12 protein-coding genes are annotated in these 17798 nt (G+C 37.1%); 10 read left to right on the top strand and 2 right to left on the bottom strand.

Annotation, left to right across the window (positions count from 1 at the left end; genetic code table 11):
- From ACUTSE_RS14015 to ACUTSE_RS14045, 7 genes are all read left to right on the top strand, one after another.
- Positions 1 to 2375 (top strand): hypothetical protein (locus ACUTSE_RS14015; RefSeq protein WP_445640691.1); only part of this gene is annotated, 2375 nt, incomplete at its 5' end.
- A 64-nt stretch (positions 2376 to 2439) separates the two neighbouring features.
- Complete coding sequence (locus ACUTSE_RS14020; RefSeq protein WP_445640692.1) at positions 2440 to 6963, top strand: hypothetical protein; 4524 nt, start codon at positions 2440 to 2442, stop codon at positions 6961 to 6963.
- A 69-nt stretch (positions 6964 to 7032) separates the two neighbouring features.
- Entirely contained in the window at positions 7033 to 7581 is a 549-nt protein-coding gene (locus ACUTSE_RS14025) for a hypothetical protein (RefSeq protein ID WP_445640693.1), read from the top strand.
- A gap of 56 nt (positions 7582 to 7637) precedes the next feature.
- Positions 7638 to 8966, top strand: coding sequence for a gliding motility-associated C-terminal domain-containing protein (locus ACUTSE_RS14030; RefSeq protein WP_445640694.1), 1329 nt, complete (start codon positions 7638 to 7640; stop codon positions 8964 to 8966).
- 11 nt (positions 8967 to 8977) lie between these two features.
- A complete protein-coding gene (locus tag ACUTSE_RS14035) occupies positions 8978 to 9910 on the top strand; it encodes a PorP/SprF family type IX secretion system membrane protein (RefSeq protein ID WP_445640695.1) in 933 nt (310 codons plus the stop codon).
- 11 nt (positions 9911 to 9921) lie between these two features.
- A complete protein-coding gene (locus ACUTSE_RS14040) occupies positions 9922 to 11883 on the top strand; it encodes an OmpA family protein (protein ID WP_445640696.1) in 1962 nt (653 codons plus the stop codon).
- 265 nt (positions 11884 to 12148) lie between these two features.
- On the top strand, positions 12149 to 13018 hold the full coding sequence (locus tag ACUTSE_RS14045) for an AraC family transcriptional regulator (protein WP_445640697.1): 870 nt from the start codon (positions 12149 to 12151) through the stop codon (positions 13016 to 13018).
- Positions 13019 to 13113: 95 nt separating this feature from the next.
- Here the strand turns inward: ACUTSE_RS14045 and ACUTSE_RS14050 are convergent, their stop codons facing one another.
- Complete coding sequence (locus ACUTSE_RS14050) at positions 13114 to 13644, bottom strand: DMP19 family protein (RefSeq protein WP_445640698.1); 531 nt, start codon at positions 13642 to 13644, stop codon at positions 13114 to 13116.
- A gap of 239 nt (positions 13645 to 13883) precedes the next feature.
- Here ACUTSE_RS14050 and ACUTSE_RS14055 point away from each other — a divergent pair, with 239 nt between their 5' ends.
- The 3 genes from ACUTSE_RS14055 (at position 13884) to ACUTSE_RS14065 (ending at position 16485) form a co-directional block, all read left to right on the top strand.
- Positions 13884 to 14273 carry a hypothetical protein gene (locus tag ACUTSE_RS14055; protein ID WP_002985071.1) on the top strand — a complete coding sequence of 130 codons (390 nt, stop codon included), beginning with the start codon at positions 13884 to 13886 and terminating at the stop codon, positions 14271 to 14273.
- A gap of 211 nt (positions 14274 to 14484) precedes the next feature.
- Positions 14485 to 15531, top strand: coding sequence for an SGNH/GDSL hydrolase family protein (locus ACUTSE_RS14060; RefSeq protein ID WP_445640699.1), 1047 nt, complete (start codon positions 14485 to 14487; stop codon positions 15529 to 15531).
- A 3-nt stretch (positions 15532 to 15534) separates the two neighbouring features.
- A complete protein-coding gene (locus ACUTSE_RS14065; protein WP_445640700.1) occupies positions 15535 to 16485 on the top strand; it encodes a phosphodiester glycosidase family protein in 951 nt (316 codons plus the stop codon).
- An 88-nt stretch (positions 16486 to 16573) separates the two neighbouring features.
- Here ACUTSE_RS14065 and ACUTSE_RS14070 read toward each other — a convergent pair whose 3' ends face one another.
- Positions 16574 to 17746 (bottom strand): proline dehydrogenase family protein, encoded by a 1173-nt coding sequence (locus ACUTSE_RS14070; protein WP_259190376.1) that lies wholly within the window; start codon positions 17744 to 17746, stop codon positions 16574 to 16576.
- Between the last annotated feature and the right edge of the window lie 52 nt (positions 17747 to 17798).

A 17798-nucleotide genomic window follows, 5' to 3' on the forward strand; every position in this document is an offset into this window, starting at 1 on the left:
AGCTAAAAGGCAAATACGGAAACGTATTCTATGATGTAACGAACAACAAATTCTACTATATCAAAGAGGATGGAACCCAAGGCGAAATCGATTGGTCTTCGATCAATACCACCAACGTAAGTTTTACGCTTGACGCTGATATGTTGACGATTACCGATTCGGATGGAAATACAGTACAGTTAGACGTTAAGGAAATTGCGAACAACTCAACGTTCATTACAGAATTGACGAACAATGAGGAATTTATCACAAGCTTAACGAGTAACGAAACGTTGATTACCGAAATCGTTAATAAGCTGAAAGGCAAATATGGAAACGTATTCTATGATGTAACGAATAACAAATTCTACTACATCAAAGAGGATGGAACCCAAGGAGAAATTGATTGGTCATCGATCAATACAACCAACGTTAGTTTTACGTTGGACGCTGATATGTTGACGATTACTGATTCTGATGGAAATACAGTACAGTTAGACGTGAAGGAAATTGCGAACAATTCTACCTTCATTACGGAATTGACGAACAATGAAGAGTTCATCACAAACTTGACGAGTAACGAAACGTTGATTACCGAAATCGTTAATAAGCTGAAAGGCAAATATGGAAACGTATTCTATGATGTAACGAATAACAAATTCTACTACATCAAAGAAGATGGAACTCAAGGCGAGATTGATTGGTCATCGATCAACACAACTAACGTTAGCTTCACTTTAGATGCTGATATGTTGACGATTACTGATTCTGATGGAAATACAGTACAGTTGGATGTTAAGGAAATTGCGAACAACTCAACATTCATTACAGAGTTAACGAACAATGAAGAGTTCATCACAAACTTAACGAGTAACGAAACGTTGATTACCGAAATCGTGAACAAGCTAAAAGGCAAATACGGAAACGTATTCTATGATGTAACGAACAACAAATTCTACTACATCAAAGAGGATGGAACCCAAGGCGAAATCGATTGGTCATCGATCAATACAACCAACGTAAGCTTTACTTTAGATGCTGATATGCTAACGGTTACCGATTCTGATGGAAATACAGTACAGTTGGATGTTAAGGAAATTGCGAACAATGAAACCTTTATTACTGCATTAGTAGCTAATGAAACTTTAATTACCGAGATAGTAAACAAATTATCAGGTAAATACGGAAATGTGTTCTATAATGTAACAGATAGCAAGTTTTACTATATCAAAGAAGACGGATCTAAAGAAGAAGTGGATTGGTCATCGATCAATACAACAAATACTAGTTTCACGTTGGACGCGGATATGTTGACAGTAACGGATTCCGATGGAAACAAAGTACAGTTGGATGTCAAAGAAATTGCTTCGAATACAACTTTCGTTACGGAAGTCATCAATCAATTAAAAGATCAATATGGAAATGTTTACTATGATGTAACCAACAACAAATATTACTACATCAAAGAAGATGGATCAAAAGAAGAAGTTGATTTAGGAAGCACAACCTTAGCTGGAGACGTAACTGGTGCAACTGGAGCAACAACCTTATCTAAAATCCAAGGTAATCCTGTAAGTGCCACAACAGTTGCAGATGGACAAGCTTTAGTGTTTGATGGAACTTCATGGGTACCTGGCACACCAGAGGTTGATGTTACTAAGATTACAGCAGGTAAAGAGTTAAAATCAGATGCGTCAATCACAGTAACAAATGGTACAGGAGTGCTATTAAAAGAAGCGAGTATTAAGGTTGCAGATGATGGAATAACAACTGCACATATCAAAGATGGAACAATCCTACTAGAAGATATGGCTAGATCTCTTTCACCAAATCAAGTGTTAGTGACGAATGGAAGCAATATTCCTAGCTGGGCTGATCAATCTGTACTATCAGCTTCACCATGGTTGGTACAAGGTTCATCTACTATAGCGACATTGAATACACAAAATATTTACCAAACAGGTACGATTGCTATTGGAGCCAGTCAGATTCCTGCTACAGAAACGACTGCTAAGTTATTTGTAGCTGGAGATGTCGTGACAACAGGGAAGTATTTTACAACCAATGCGGTATATGCGGATTACGTATTTGAAAAGTATTTTACAGGTAGCTCAGATATCAAGCTGACATACAAATTTAATACACTAACCGATATCGCAAGATTCGTTAAAGAGAACCATCACTTACCAGGTGTAACACCAATCAGTGAGTTAAATAAAAACGAAAGTGGTTATGGATTTGATTTAACTAATCTTTCTGTTGAGTTATTAGAAAAAGTGGAAGAATTATTCTTACATACAATCGAACAACAAGACCAAATTGATCAATTGAAAAAAGAACAAGCGACAGTCTTAGAACGATTAGAAAAATTGGAGAAATTAATGGAGAAAAAATAAGCAACATCAGTAACAATATCCTTGCTGAAAGCGATTTCAGCAGGGATTTAAAAAAGAAAAATGTATGAAAAAAGTATATTTAATAATGTTTTTCCTATGTTCTATGTTGGTTATGGCTCAAACTCCAGGAGGAGTAACTGGAACAACCATAGAATATTGGTTAAAAGCAGATGAATTGACAACGACACCGATACATGATGGGGATGATGTATCGATTTGGATGGATAAATCTGGAAACACAAGACATTTTACGAATACTACAGGTTATTACCCTAGATTTATTAAATCGGCGATGAACTTTCATCCAGCTGTAGAGTTCTATAATGACGAAGATGCAACTACAGCCAATAATGAAAGACGAAGATTAGAATCGGTTGGGAATTTTCAGATGGACCCTAATAAATCCTATTTTGTCATTTGGATTTCCCGTTTGGAAAATGAATCTTTTTCAGGTTCATTAAAATATGCTCCTGTTTTTACCTTGAATACCGCATCTAGTGGTGATAACTACGGTTGGACAGCAGGTACGGGATCAACGGCTCAACGTTTGTGGCATGAAACGAGAGGAAGCTCCTATACCCACAGCAATGATGGAAATATTTATGGAATTGGTATTGCAATGATGCCAAATAAAACAGCTACACCACAAAGTCAAATACTCAATGGGGTAGCTAGTACATCAACCATGGCAGGGCGAACGATGGCAACGGGACAAACAAAAAGTGTAATTGGAGGAGCGAGTTCAGGAACAACCAACCCCTATTACTACTATGGAGAGATCATGGAGGTTATTGTTTTGTCTAAACCAGCAGGAACTTCTGGAGCGGTTTTAACTACAGATGAGTTGCGTAAAATTAATACCCATTTTGGTGTTAAATATGGGGTAAGTTTAGATGGTAACTATATTTTATCCAATGGAACTCCTATTTATAGTAGCGTTTTACCAGGGTATTATGATTATGCAAAAGATGTTTTTGGTATCGCTAGAGATGACCAAAGTGGATTGTATCAAAAGCAAGCCATGAGTACAGACAATCCAGTACTAGCAGTATCTCTCGGTGATTTTCAGGAAACCAATGCTGAAAATACTTCAACATTAGCAGATAAAAATGCGTTGATGTTTGGAGGTAACGGACTAGAAGGAAATCAACCGTATGCACATTTAGCAGGAACAGCCTTTATGAATTACACCTTACAGGTGCACACAGATCCTGTAACAGGCGTAGTGAAACAAGAAAAACTGACGACTTTATTTAACTATAAACTTAAGGCCAAAGCAACAGGACAAAGTTCTTATACGGTGAATGCCCGTATAGGAATTGGAACTTGGTTATTGGTAAGTGCCAATCCAAACTTCCCTCCAAGTCAGTCGCGCATTTACAAAGTAGTAGATGGAGTGGCCAAAAACGTGGTTATTAACGATGGAGATTATATTGGTTTTACGTCTGAATTTGTTGCTCCAGGAGGAGTAAGCAACGGATTGAGAATGTGGTTGAATGCGTCAAAGAAAAACACCATTACGGTAGATAGTCGAGGAGAAGTGGTAAACTGGGTAGATCACTCGGGGATGGGAACAACCTATAGAAAAAGAGGTGCGAATGGATCAGCTCCTTTATATTTAGACGCTGAAGAGCAAACAAACTTTCACCCAACACCTTATTTCCGTAAGTGGGAAGATTATATGATCACGGATAAAGCGGCCATGTCGAAGGCTGTGCCTGAGGATGTTGCTTTTTATGCCGTAGTGAATCACGATTTTGAAAGTTCATCTAGATCTTATTTTATTGGATTTGGTCAACAGACAATCGGAACTAATGCCAGAAGACCATCTTTTGGTGTATATAAAGGAGGTTCGAATAATGTCGATGGATTAGGACGTATCGGTTCTTCAGGATTGACCAATAGCCCAAGTCGATTGTTTAATACAGGAGCAACGACGATTGCAGGGTATCACTGGAAGGTAGGAACAAATGTTACCTTTGAGTTTGATGGTGGACATTCCGAAACAGTAAACCATAAATATACCAACGTGTTGATGAACGGACCTGGGATGTTAGGACTAGGGAGTTCCTCTAAAAGCTACACCTTAAAAGGGATGATGCCTGAGGTAATTTTATATGAAGGAGCATTAACGGCCAATGAAAAATCGAGAATCAACTCCTATTTAGGAATTAAATACGCCATTACAATCAAGTTAGGAACGTTTGGATCCGAGAATTTCAACTATTTACTTTCCGATAATACATCCATTTGGAATGGTAATGATACATCACATAGAAATTTCCATCACAATGTGGCTTCGGTTGTACGTGATGACGATGCAGACTTGTACAACTACCAATCAAAATCAACCGATTTAGGGTCAATTGTCCACATGGGAGTAGGAACAAAGTTAGGGAATGATCCGATATTAGGTGTCATTAAAAAAGATAGAACGGCATTAACTTGGGGACATAATGATGGTGCATTAACGCGTTTCTCTTTTGCTGGAAATCAAACGATTTGTGGAGAGATGGATTCCAAATTAAGCGGTAGAATCTGGATGGTCGATAATACAGATTTCGATCAGAGTGTACTTGTACGCGCGGCAGATTCACAATTCCCTTTCAATGGTCCCAACTGGCAAGTGTTTTTGCTTGTTGCAGATTCTCCAGGTAAATTAACAGCGAACCAATGGGACCGCGTTATTCCAATGGAATACTTATACGATGGACACCAAGTGAATTATAAATTTCCGAAAGACCAATTCACCTATTTTACTTTTGCAGCAAAAGCATTGCCAGGTATCTGTGAATCTTGCGATTTCAGTGGTGTAAAACGATTAGAATTTACCAAGAATAGCTGGGCAAAAGGAGCTACTGCACAATCGTTTAATTTAGGAGATGGATTTACGGCTGATGTAAAAGTAACCGTAGAGACACCTTCTTCTTTGAGAAGCCGTTATCCTCGACCTTCAACGTATCGCTCTTTAAGAGAATATAGAAGAAGAGGCTCAGGGGATAAGAAAATGGTGACAGAAGTTGTGCTTAAACAGCATGGTTCTTTAAAAGCAGCGGCGAGTTCATTTGAAATTTTTGAAGTTGACCGTTATGGTAATCGCTATAGTAATATCGAAGTATATGGAGTTTGTGGAGAGGGAATCGTCATGCCAAATCTAAGTTATGTTTCTGCTAAACCAACCTATAAAATTGAGGAAAATAGAGCAAAAGGAAATAAATCATCAAGTTATGCTTCTCCTAAAGGAAGAATGTATGTAGAATTTGATGTTCCTGTAGAGAAAATCTATGTTGTTCATACGTTTACAGGTAGAAGTGGTGCCGGAAATATGCGCATGGGAATCGGACCAATGGATTTCTATTGTCTACCTCCATTACCAGAACCTAACGAAGAAGGATTAATCTTCACCAAACAAGGTCCGCCAGAAATGTTACTTTGTGAAGAGGCAACGTATACGTTCCGCATTGCAAATACAAACTGTGCGCCGTACAAGGTGAATTTCACAGATGTATTACCAGCGGGGATGAAATGGGTAGGCGAGTCGTTGTCTATTGATGATACTGCAGTTGCTCAAGCTACGATTAACGCGTATGCGCAAGGCAGTACACTAGATATTCAAAACATAGAAGTGCCAGGTACATCTACCTTGACCTTTAGAGCGAAGGCTATTTTTGACCTTGATGCACCGGCAGGAGTATATGAAAACAGAGGAAAACTGAGTTATCAACCGCTTGATGGTCCGGCTAGAACAGTAGAATTGCTGAGCTGTGATCGCTTGTCTACGGGATGTGAACCAACGCGTACATTAGCAACAGGAGACCCAACAGCAAGACCTTTACCTATAGAAGTGGTAAGTGCATTAACAGATAAAGGATGTTATGTTGAAAATGATGTCGTTACGGTAGCTGTTAAAGTGAAAAACCCAAATGCGTTTAGTATTCAGGATATGATATCAGAGTTCAACTTTAATGAAGAATTTACGTATGTAAATAATTCTTTGACCTCTGCATCTCTTAGCTTTGGAGGTTCAGTGATTGTGGATACTTCTGAAGTGGGTAGTTTGATTATCGAAGATTTTGTACTTCCTCCGGGAGAACATACGCTGACATTCAAAGTGAAAGCACCAAATCGTGCAGGAATTGTTATGGAAGATATTGATCCGCTTAATCCTGCTTTAGGACAAAGAGAATCACACCTGTATATTGATTTTGAATTGCTGAATGAATCGGATGATTTGTGTTTAAATAGCACAACATCAGAAGTATATGGATCTTTGGAGGTTGAGTACTGTACTGTTTGTTACTACGATCCAGTAGAAGGAGATAGTGGAAATATATTGGATTCAGCGGGTTATTTGGCGATTACGACGTTAAACAGACCAGATAAAACATGGATTCCGAATCGAGGAAATGCATTCATGGTACTAGAATCAAAAACAAAAGGATTTGTCATTACGCGTTTGACTACAGCTCAAATCGAAAGACTAAGCCCAGTAGAAGGTATGCTAGTATATGATACAACAATCAATTGTCTGAAGATGTATAACGGAACCAATTGGGGCTGTTTAGATCAAGGATGTGTGGATGAATAGTTAATCACTGTGGAAAAGGGAAGGAACACGTGTGAATTCCTTTTTCCACTACTCTAAATTTGAATTGCTATGACAAATATTATAAATAAATCATTCTTTTTCTTTATCCTCTGCTTTTGCTTGAGTGTTACTTCAACGATAGGACAAACAGCTATTGGAAAAAAGATGGTCGAAGGAAGCGATGTAATCCTCGATTTTAAAACTAATGATAATAGAGGTATCATCTTGCCTTGGGTAACGGGAGCACAACAAGTGACTACACCTGTTGGAGGTACTTTAATTTTCGATTCGAGTGATAAAAAAGTAAAATATTATAAAGGAGGCACGGAGTCCACTTGGGTTGATTTATCTATCCAAGAGGGGAATGTCGACTTAGGTATGCAGCAACCCTTTGCTGAAGATGCAGCCGTGACGCCATCTGTTTTAGGAAGCCGAACTTCAACCGCAGCTGGGGTTCTTGTTTTAGAATCAAATAGTAAAGCGATGGTTTTACCAAAAATGGAAAGCCCACATTTGAATATTTTAAGCCCAAAAGCCGGAACGATGGCATTTGATACGGTGTCAAAAATGTTGTGCATTTTTAATGGAAAAGAATGGTCTTTTTGGAAAGTCAAATAAGGATATTCCCTTGTAAATTTGGTAAAAACAGCAAGCACAGTTTAAAATTCTAGAACATGAAAAAGACAAAGTATACAATAGGACTGGCCCTTAGCCTTTTGGCAGGAGGCATAGTTCAGGCACAAAATACAGCGCAACAGGTAATGGTCAATACAGGAGTAATGTTTGTGGCATCTGATGAAACACTCGCAACTCGCTTTGACTTTACCAATACAGCGGAAGGCAAAGTAATTAACGATGGAACAGTCTACTTTTTTCGAAATTTTAATAACGATGGTCACTATGGTTATAGTGGCAGTAAAAGTAGAGCTACGAATAACAGTAAAGCCATTTTTAAGCGATATGAAGGCGAAGAAGGCGTTCAACTGATTAGTGGTAATGCATTCTCTCAATTTTATAATGTCGAATTAGATAACAGCAAACCAGAGGTTGCTTTTGATCTTAAAAACAACATGGATGTTTTTGGTACAGTGGAGTTTAAAGATGGAATTGTAAAAGTAGATGAATCGTTTAATCCTATAACAAAAGGATCTTACGGTATGTTGACGTTCCATGAAGGAGCTATTGCTTCTAGTACAAGTGATCGTTCACATGCAGAAGGAAAGGTAGAAAAAATAGGAAATGAACGATTTGAATTTCCCATTGGAGATCAAACGTATTTTCGACAAGCAATCATTAGTGCTCCTAAGAGCAAAACGGATGCTATTGTAGCAGAATATCGTTTCAATGATACTGCCTTTTTTGAAACGCATAAAACCGCGACAGGAGTTGTAAAAGAAGTAAACAACAGAGAATACTGGAAATTAGAAGGGAAGTCCAAAGAGGTAGAAACGGTTATTTTGAGCTTAAGCTGGGATGAACGTACCACCTTACCTTCTATATTGACCGATGTAGAACGAGAGCTTCATATTCTTCGTTGGGATGAAAAGCAACAGCTCTGGGTAGATGAAGGTGGAGTAGTAGATATGTCAACACAGACTGTTTCTACGCCGGCAAAAATTAAAAATTTTGGATACTTCACTTTAGGAACGGTAAAAGAGGATTGGATTTTAGAAGGAGATGTAGTCATTTATAACTTAGTAACACCTGATGGGGATGGTAAAAATGATTATTTCATAATAGATAACATCCGTAAATATCCGAATAATCGAGTGGAAATTTACAATCGTTGGGGAGTGAAAGTATATGAAACAACGGGATATGATCCAAATGGAGATGGAAGTATGAATGTATTTAATGGATATTCAGAAGGTAAAATTACAGTCGATAAAAAGAAAAAATTACCGAGTGGAACGTACTACTATATTGTGACATACGAACATACCGATGCAAATGGTAGTCGCATGATTAAGAAAGCGGCTAACTTACATTTAGAGACCAATTAAACCACAAAAACATGAGACTAAAAAAGACAACACGTACCGTATTTCTTCTAAGCTTAGGTTTGGTTGGTATAACGCAAACGTATGCACAGCAAGATCCACAATATACCCAATACATGTATAATCATTCTAACATTAACCCTGCTTATGCAGGAAGTAGAGAAGGACTACAGATATTCGGATTGTATCGCACACAATGGGTAGGACTAGAGGGAGCACCTAAAACAGCCACCCTCTCTGTTAATACTCCCTTGGGAGATTCAGGGTTGGGATTGGGAGTAAATTTTGTCAATGATCATTTGGGAGTTATGGATGATAATACGTTGTCCGTTGATTTATCCTATGCGATTGACTTGAATCACCAATATAAATTGGCCTTTGGTTTAAAGGGATCCGCGAACTTAATGGATGTAAATTACAGTAAATTAAATATTTACAATCCAACGGATCCTGTAGCGGAAGATGATATTAAAAACGAATTTTCGCCTAATATTGGAGCAGGTTTATTCTTGTATTCCGATAAGGCTTATGTCGGATTGTCAGCGCCTCATCTCTTAACGAGATCGCGCTATGATGATAACGAGGTGAGAACACTTCGCCAAAAAATGCATATGTATCTAACAGGAGGTTATGTTTTTGACTTGAATCCTAACTTGAAATTCAAACCAGCTGCTATGGTAAAAATGGAACAAGGTTCACCCTTGCAAATGGATGTCAGTGCCAACTTTATGTTCTTAGATAAGTTTACCCTTGGGGCGGCATATCGCTGGGATGCTGCAGTAAGTGGGCTCGTTGGGTTTCAGGTGTCTGAGAATATTTTCGTTGGATACAGTTATGATGCTGAAACGAGTAAGTTAGCTCGATACAATTCAGGCTCACACGAAATATTTATGCGTTTTAGTTTGTTTAACAGCTACAAGCGCGTTGCTGCGCCGAGGTTCTTCTAAAAGAAAGTATTATGGTAAAACAAATCATACAAGTTGGTCTATTGACACTTAGCTTAGGTCTTGGAAACTTAGGTTATGGTCAGATTAGAAAAGAAAAACAAGCCGATAAGAGCTTTGATCGAACGGCCTATATCGACGCTATTCAGATTTATGAACGCATGGCAGAAAAGGGGTATATCAATAGTTCTATCTTACAAAATTTAGCTGATGCGTACTATTTCAACGGAAAATTAACAGAAGCGAATAAATGGTATACGGAATTGTTTGAAGGGCAATACGAGAATAAAAATGTAAGTGAGCTTCCTTCGGAATATTATTATCGCTATAGTCAAACACTGAAAGCGGTTAAGAATTACGAGAAATCTCAAGAATTGATGAATCAATTTGCGCTCATTGAAAAACAAGATCAAAGAGTAGAAGAGTACAATAAAAATCGAGCCTATCTCGAGCATATTGAGAAGCATTCCAATCGCTATGATATTCAGTTGTTGCCTTTGAATAGTGCTTATTCAGATTATGGCGGGACATTACTTGGCAATCAGTTTGTATTCACAACGGCTCGAGATACAGATCATCAAAGTAAAAGTAAGATTCATTCATGGACGAATGAAAGCTATACGCATTTGTACCAAGTAAAAATTGACGAAAATGGAATCGGTAATCCCGAGCGTTTTCCTCTGGATGAAGCAGCTTATGTCAATGAAGCTACTGCTGTTTTTACTGCAGATGGGAACCGCATGTTCTTTACAAGAAATAATGCCAAACCGAGCGGGAAAAGCAAGCAGAATAAAGCGCATAATTCTTCACTGAAAATATACAGTGCTTTAAAGCAAACGGATGGGTCGTGGGGACAAGTATTGGAATTGCCAATCAATTCGGATAATTTCAATACTGCCCATCCTGCTTTAACTCCTGATGGAAAGTGGTTGTACTTTGCTTCAGACCGAAAAGGAACGTTGGGGCAATCAGATCTATATCGCGTTGCAGTCTATCAAAACAACGGCTATGGCCCAGTGGAAAATTTAGGAAAAGCAATCAATACAGAAGGTAGAGAAAGTTTCCCTTTTATTTCTTCAGATTACCAATTGTACTTTGCTTCGGATGGCCATCCTGGATTAGGAGGAATGGATGTCTTTGTTGCTAAAATGTATCCTGACGGTAGTTTTGGTCCTGTCGTAAATATGGGGGAGCCCATTAATAGTAGTCTGGATGATTTCGGATTGTATTTGGATCCAAAAGACGGGAAAGGTTTTGTAAGTTCCAATCGAGCAGGAGGTAAAGGAGCAGATGATATTTATCTATTCACAGCAAAACCATGTAAACAAAGTATTGAAGGAACGGTTTATGACTTAGATACAAAAGAATTACTTGTCAATGCATCTATTATTGTTTCAGATGCCTTGTATCAAAAAAGCGATACACTGCATACAAATAATCAAGGGCGCTATGTTATTTCGGATTTAAATTGTGGAGTGAAATACCGTATAAAAGCAGAAAAACAAGCATATAATACGATCGAATTAGTTTTTACCCCTAATCGTGACCCAGGAGTTAAGACGTTCGATATTGGTTTAGAACGCACAACGAAACCACTAGAAGTTAACGACGATTTATTTAAGCGATTGCAGTTGAAACCGATTTATTTTGATTTTGATAAGGCTATTATCCGTCAGGATGCAGCAATCGAATTGATGAAGATTGTAGAAGTAATGCGTGCGCACCCAACCATGAAAATTGATGTTCGTTCTCATACGGATAGTAGAGGGAATGACACCTATAATTTGAACCTATCTGATCGTCGAGTAAAAGCCACCATTCAGTGGATGAAAGAACAAGGAATAGAAGCCAGTCGTTTAACTGGACGTGGCTATGGAGAAACACAATTGCTCAATTCTTGTAGCAATGGTGTGCGTTGTACAGAAACTGAGCATCAAGTCAATAGACGCAGTGAGTTCATCATTGTCGCCATGTAAGAAGTATAGCATAAAAGCCTATAGTCGCAAGAAGAATCTTTTTAAAAATCTAGTTTAAAAAGAAAGTATATTCAGCTGTTCTACCCCTTGAACAGCTGAATAATTTTTTTGCTTTCCAGTACAGTTGAATCTCATACCCGTCGTTTGGAAATAGATTGTTTACTTGTATTGGAAGTGATATTTAACTTAAAATGATTTAATATTTTTAAATATTATTGATTTTTGTTATTTATTTTTATAAATTTATGTAAAAAATTGCTTTATAATGAAAGACACTATTTTTGATACCTATGCTTTATATGATGCAAGTGGAAATAGACATGATTTTGTATTGATGGAGATTGATCAAGCCTTGCAATTGGGGACTTCTAGTTTAACTGTTTTAAATCAACAAGACTTTTTTAAGGTCATTTACATTACAGAAGGAGAAGGCGTATATTACGCCGATTGGCAGGCATTTGAGTTGAAAAAAGGAGACATTTGTTTTGTTGGTAATTTTGAACAACAACGTTGGAGCGTAACCAAGAGTATTAAAGGATACATCATTAATTTTAAATCTGCTTTTTTGACCAAATTTATTACGAATCATTTATTTGTTCAAGAACTAGCTTTTTTTAATAGATTCACTATGCATAATTTATTAGAAAATAATTCAGTAGGAAACCGGGTAGAGCATGCAATTCAAAGCATTTTACATGAACTAAAACTTGAGATAAATAAGGATATTAACTTGATTCGTATCTATTTATTAGAAATACTTTTGATTTCTAAGCGAAAGATTGATCGGAAAAATCAGATTAAACATGAGAGTGTTAATTCTAATATTCTTCTAGATCACTTTGAGCAGTTGATTGAAAATCATTTTTATGAATATAAGTTCCCTAAAGAATACGCGACTCACTTAAGGGTAACACCGAACTATTTGAATAGTGTTTGTCGAAAGATGAAGGGTAAGTCTGCAGGTGATTTAATTCGAGATCGTATTTTATTAGAGAGCAAAAGGTTGTTGATGACAACGAATTTATCCGCTAGCGAAATTGCGTATCGGCTGAATTTTAAAGACAGTTCCTATTTTACGCGATTCTTTAAAAAATATGTACGCCAAACACCAGACGAATATAGACGAAATAGTTAGCAAATCGCTGATAAAAAGAAGGAAAGGAGTAAGGGCTCATACTTAAAAAAACAAAGCGAAACGCATGTAATTGCTGTTCCGCTTTTAAGTATCAATTAATCTTCTTCTTCAGTTAAAAAATCAGTAATGATTTCTTGCATCTCATCAATAGTTACAACTTGCGTATCGGGATGCTGTTTAAGCCAATTGGCATTTAATAAAACTAAATCTTCCTGAGGGAAATTCTTATCCTCTAATAATTGACTCGTTTCTTTGCCTTGTTCGAAAGGTTGCTGTAAAAATTTAGTTAGTTTAATTTTACTAAAAAGCTTCATTTGACGCATTTGCTTTTCAAAGTAAGCTAAATGTTCAACTGCATTCATGGCTGTTAATCCCGCTTGAATAATTTCAATCAGATCCAAATCCCACTGCGTTTTGTGAATAAAAGCAGCTAATCCTTCATTTTTTACTGTATTGTAATAGTAGTCAACGCAATAGCTTGCGAAGGCATCTGGATGTAATTCATCATCACCTACTTCTGAATGACGTAAATAGTTAACAACTGAAATATTTGAATTCACAACTGCAAGGGCTGTATCATTTTCAATGGCATCTTTAGACAATAGAATAGAGGGAAATTCTCTCATGGTAAACAAAATTAAAAAACAAAGGTAAAGCAATTGAAAGTGAAATCACAAGGGAGAAGCATGGATTTAGTGTGATTTGTAGAACATTTCTACAGAAATTCCACAACTTTAAAATAAAGGTTGTTAAAAGATAATGCTTGTATGGTTGATTAATAGGTGTAAAATGTTAAAAAACATAACAAAGAGAGGGAATAGTGTGATTCTTGTTTTATTATTAAGTAACTAAAAACAAAAACATTATGAAAAACACACTGAAAAGAATTGGAATGGTACTAGCAGGATGTAGTATTATCGCTTTTGTATCCTTATCATGTAGTAAGGATGATGATCCAACAGATAATGATCTTTTTGTTGGTAAATATAAAGGACATATCACCTATACAGAAGGGGAAACGCATATTGATGCTGAAAATGGCAATGTAGAAGTTGTGAAGATTGGCAAGGATTATAATTTTATCTTTTCAGATAAGATTCCCAACCTAACAGGAGTTAAGTTTGAGAAAGACGGTGAAAATACAGTGATTAATATTGGTTCAGATGAAGCCCATCTCATCAAAATTGATGCAAGTACGTTGATTATTGCCTATACGAAGGATGGCAAAATTTGGTCAGCTAATTGCAGTAGATAGTTTGTAATTATATATAAATTGGTTTAAAAAGAGAATGTTTATTTGATAAGCATTCTCTTTTTTTATGTTGCAAGATTAGGGAAAATAGAGCCAGATAGGCAGGACTGCTAAATTGTTTTGAATAGAAAAACTTAGACCTTTCATAACCTCAGGATAATAGTAAGCTAATAGTAATTGTCTTGTTTTGTAGCCATAATTTAAATGGAATTATATGCAAAAAATAATAGGTATACTGCTGTGTTTGCATTCATTTTGTATGGGGGCACAAACAGAAAAAAAAGTAAAATATTACGAGATTCATCAACCTTTTGCTAGAGTAGATACACTAAAATATAAGGAGTTACCAAAGGGAGTTAAGCAAACGGGCAGACACAGTGCAGGTTTGTTTGTTGATTTTAAAACCAACGCTAAACAAATTAGCGCCAAATGGTGTGTTCAACCGTCGACGGTTTATGCTTATTTGAGTGAAGTAAATCGAAGAGGCTTGGACCTCTATGCGAAGGTAGGCACAACCTATCAATATGTTCGTTCGGGATTCCCTGATGCAAAAAGTGATTGTACTGAGGCCATCATTATTGATCAACTAACAGGAGAAGATCGAGAATACCGTTTGTATTTTCCTGTATATAGCGAGTTGGTTAATTTACAGCTAGGAGTAGAAGAGGAGGCAACTTTTAAAACGATAGAACCCACTTACGACAAGCGTATTTTGATTTATGGATCGAGTATTGCACAAGGAGCTTCCGCAAGTCGACCAGGTATGGCTTATCCTGCTCAATTGGAACGAAAATATGGGTATGAGTTTCTAAACTATGGTTTTGGAGGAAGCGCTAAGATGGAAGAGGCAGTAGCTACACTTTTAGCTGATATTCCCAAAGTAGATTTATTTATTATGGACTGTGTACCCAATAGTTCTGTAGAGGAAATTAAACAACGTACAGCGGCGTTTGTCGCTTTGTATCGGAAGAAAAATCCAGATGTACCCATTGTTATGATTCCTTCTGTAATTCGCGAAGTAGGTTATTTCAATACAATCATAGGCCAACGAGTATTGGCACAGAATCAGCAGTTTAAAAAAGAGTATGAAGCCTTGATACAACAAGGTGTTCAAAACCTGCACTATGTAGATGTCGAATACTTATTGGGAACCGATCATGAAGGTACTTCAGATGGGGTGCATCCTACCGATCTTGGTTTTGCTCGATGGATCGAAGCAGTACAGCCCCATATCGAAGCATTATTTCAGCGTTATTTTTAAATTATGTATAGATATCAGTTAAAAAAACAAGTGTTAGGTTTGATTTGTTTCTCTTTTGCGTTTGTAAGTTGTAAAAGTGTACTCCCTAAAGAATCCTCTATTTTATTACAACACGATATGCCGTGGAAACAAGAACGCCTTGTGGATGATTTAATGCTTTATCGCTTAGTAGGCCAATACTATGAACCTTATGAGGCTTATCAAACTGTTCACGTGTTAGCATTGCCTAAAAAAAGTAAATCTTTGCAATTGGAACTGCTAGATATTAGGCCTGAAGATAGCTTGTCTCAAGCTGTAACGGTTGATCCCTCTATTGTTGCGGCAATCAATGGAACTTATTTTGAAAAGGGATTGACAAAAGGAAATTCAACGGCTTATTTGAAAATAAATCAGGTTTTGATTGATAGTGTTGAAGTAGATAAACACCATCAGTTTGGTTGGAAACACGAAGGCGCGTTGGCTTTTACAAAAGACCAAATGCGCATCTTAAGAGGAGACAATCAAATTTATGCGAAGGCTAAAGAAGAAAATATCATGTCAGGGGCACCCATTCTAATTGAAGCAGGAAAACCGGTAGGCGCTCATTTTGTAAAAACGCCTCATCGAGATTTGACACAATTACATTATGAAAATCCTGAACGACATCAAGGCGTTCGACATCCTCGAACTGCAGTTGCACTAACGGAAAAGGAAGTGTTATTGATTACAGTTGATGGGCGAAGTACGAAAGCTGAAGGAATGAGTGCTAAGGAATTGACTGAATTTATTCAAAAGTATTTTCCCGTGCAAGAAGCCTTGAATATAGATGGAGGAGGATCGACAACCATGTGGATATCAAGTCATACAGCCGATCCTATTCACGGGGTAATTAATTACCCTTCAGATAATCGAAAACAAGATCATTTCGGACAGCGACAACTTCGCAATGCTATAGTAATCAAGAAGATAAGATAGCATGCTGCAAAAATAGGTAGAATATAAGTGCAAAAATAAAGGCGAATTTCGAAAAGAAATACGCCTTTATTTTTATATCAAGCAGCAATTAAATTTTGCGTCTTTTCATTTCTGTTTCAATCAAATCCAATTCACGATTTGTTTGACCTTTTACGGATGTATTCTCTTGTGCTCGGCGAATTAAGTACGGAATTACGTCGCGTACTGGACCAAACGGAAGATACTTCGCTACATTGTAGTTTGCTTTAGCCAAGTTGAAACTGATGTTATCACTCATTCCGTATAATTGACCAAAGAAAAGTCGTTTGTCATGATGTGCGATGTTGTGTTTCTCCATCAACTCCATCACCAATTTTGAACTGTTTTCGTTGTGCGTTCCTGCAAATAAAGCCATACAGTCCATATTTTCTAACATGAAAGTAACCCCAGCATCATAATTGATATCTGTTGCTTGTTTGTCTACACAAATAGGCGATTTATATCCTTTTTGTCCAGCGCGTTCTCTTTCAATTTCCATGTAAGCTCCACGAACCACTTTCATTCCAATATGAAAACCTTCTGCTTTTGCAATAACGTGTAAGTCTTTTAAGAATTGTAAACGATCCCAACGATACATTTGAGCCGTATTGTAAATTAATGCTTTTTCCTTGTTGTACTTGCGCATCATGTCCAATACAATCGCATCTGCTGCATCCTGCATCCAGCTGTGCTCTGCGTCAATTAATAAAAGAACATCATTGTCGTAAGCAAATTTACAAGCCATGTTAAAACGGTACACAATGCGTTCCCATTCTTTCTCTTCCTCAGCTGTAAATGGTTTGCCTTCTCCTTTTTTAACAAACATATCGAAACGACCAAATCCAGTTGGTTTGAAAACTGCAAATGGAATAGCATCAGGTCTAGCCTTAGCAAATTCAATCGTTTTGATGGTCATGTTTAAGGCTGCATCAAACTGTTCTTCGGTTTCTTTTCCCTCTACAGAATAGTCTAATACTGATGCAACGCCCCCTTGATTGTACATTTTATCAACTACACTCAAACAATCTTCTTCGTTGATTCCTCCACAAAAATGGTCAAAAACCGTCGATCGTATTAATCCTGTTACAGGTAAATGTGTTTTGATGGCAAAATTAGCTAAAGAGGACCCCATTTTTACAAGTGCGGGTTTGCTAATCATTTTAAATAAAAAGTGAGCTCTTTTTAACTCCTTATTATTCTTAAGTGCAAAAGCTACTTCTGTATTGTTAAATAAATTTTTCATTATTTGCTAATAATAACTGTTGTGCAAATATAGCTACTCTTTTAGTTTTTAT

Source organism: Myroides sp. TSA_177.3 (assembly GCF_052691955.1).

Bases quoted from the DNA above. Each gene is read 5' to 3' on its own strand.
- ACUTSE_RS14020 (WP_445640692.1), top strand. From the start codon at position 2,440: ATGAAAAAAGTATATTTAATAATGTTTTTCCTATGTTCTATGTTGGTT.
- ACUTSE_RS14025 (WP_445640693.1), top strand. From the start codon at position 7,033: ATGACAAATATTATAAATAAATCATTCTTTTTCTTTATCCTCTGCTTT.
- ACUTSE_RS14030 (WP_445640694.1), top strand. From the start codon at position 7,638: ATGAAAAAGACAAAGTATACAATAGGACTGGCCCTTAGCCTTTTGGCA.
- ACUTSE_RS14035 (WP_445640695.1), top strand. From the start codon at position 8,978: ATGAGACTAAAAAAGACAACACGTACCGTATTTCTTCTAAGCTTAGGT.
- ACUTSE_RS14040 (WP_445640696.1), top strand. From the start codon at position 9,922: ATGGTAAAACAAATCATACAAGTTGGTCTATTGACACTTAGCTTAGGT.
- ACUTSE_RS14045 (WP_445640697.1), top strand. From the start codon at position 12,149: ATGAAAGACACTATTTTTGATACCTATGCTTTATATGATGCAAGTGGA.
- ACUTSE_RS14050 (WP_445640698.1), bottom strand. From the start codon at position 13,644: ATGAGAGAATTTCCCTCTATTCTATTGTCTAAAGATGCCATTGAAAAT.
- ACUTSE_RS14055 (WP_002985071.1), top strand. From the start codon at position 13,884: ATGAAAAACACACTGAAAAGAATTGGAATGGTACTAGCAGGATGTAGT.
- ACUTSE_RS14060 (WP_445640699.1), top strand. From the start codon at position 14,485: ATGCAAAAAATAATAGGTATACTGCTGTGTTTGCATTCATTTTGTATG.
- ACUTSE_RS14065 (WP_445640700.1), top strand. From the start codon at position 15,535: ATGTATAGATATCAGTTAAAAAAACAAGTGTTAGGTTTGATTTGTTTC.
- ACUTSE_RS14070 (WP_259190376.1), bottom strand. From the start codon at position 17,746: ATGAAAAATTTATTTAACAATACAGAAGTAGCTTTTGCACTTAAGAAT.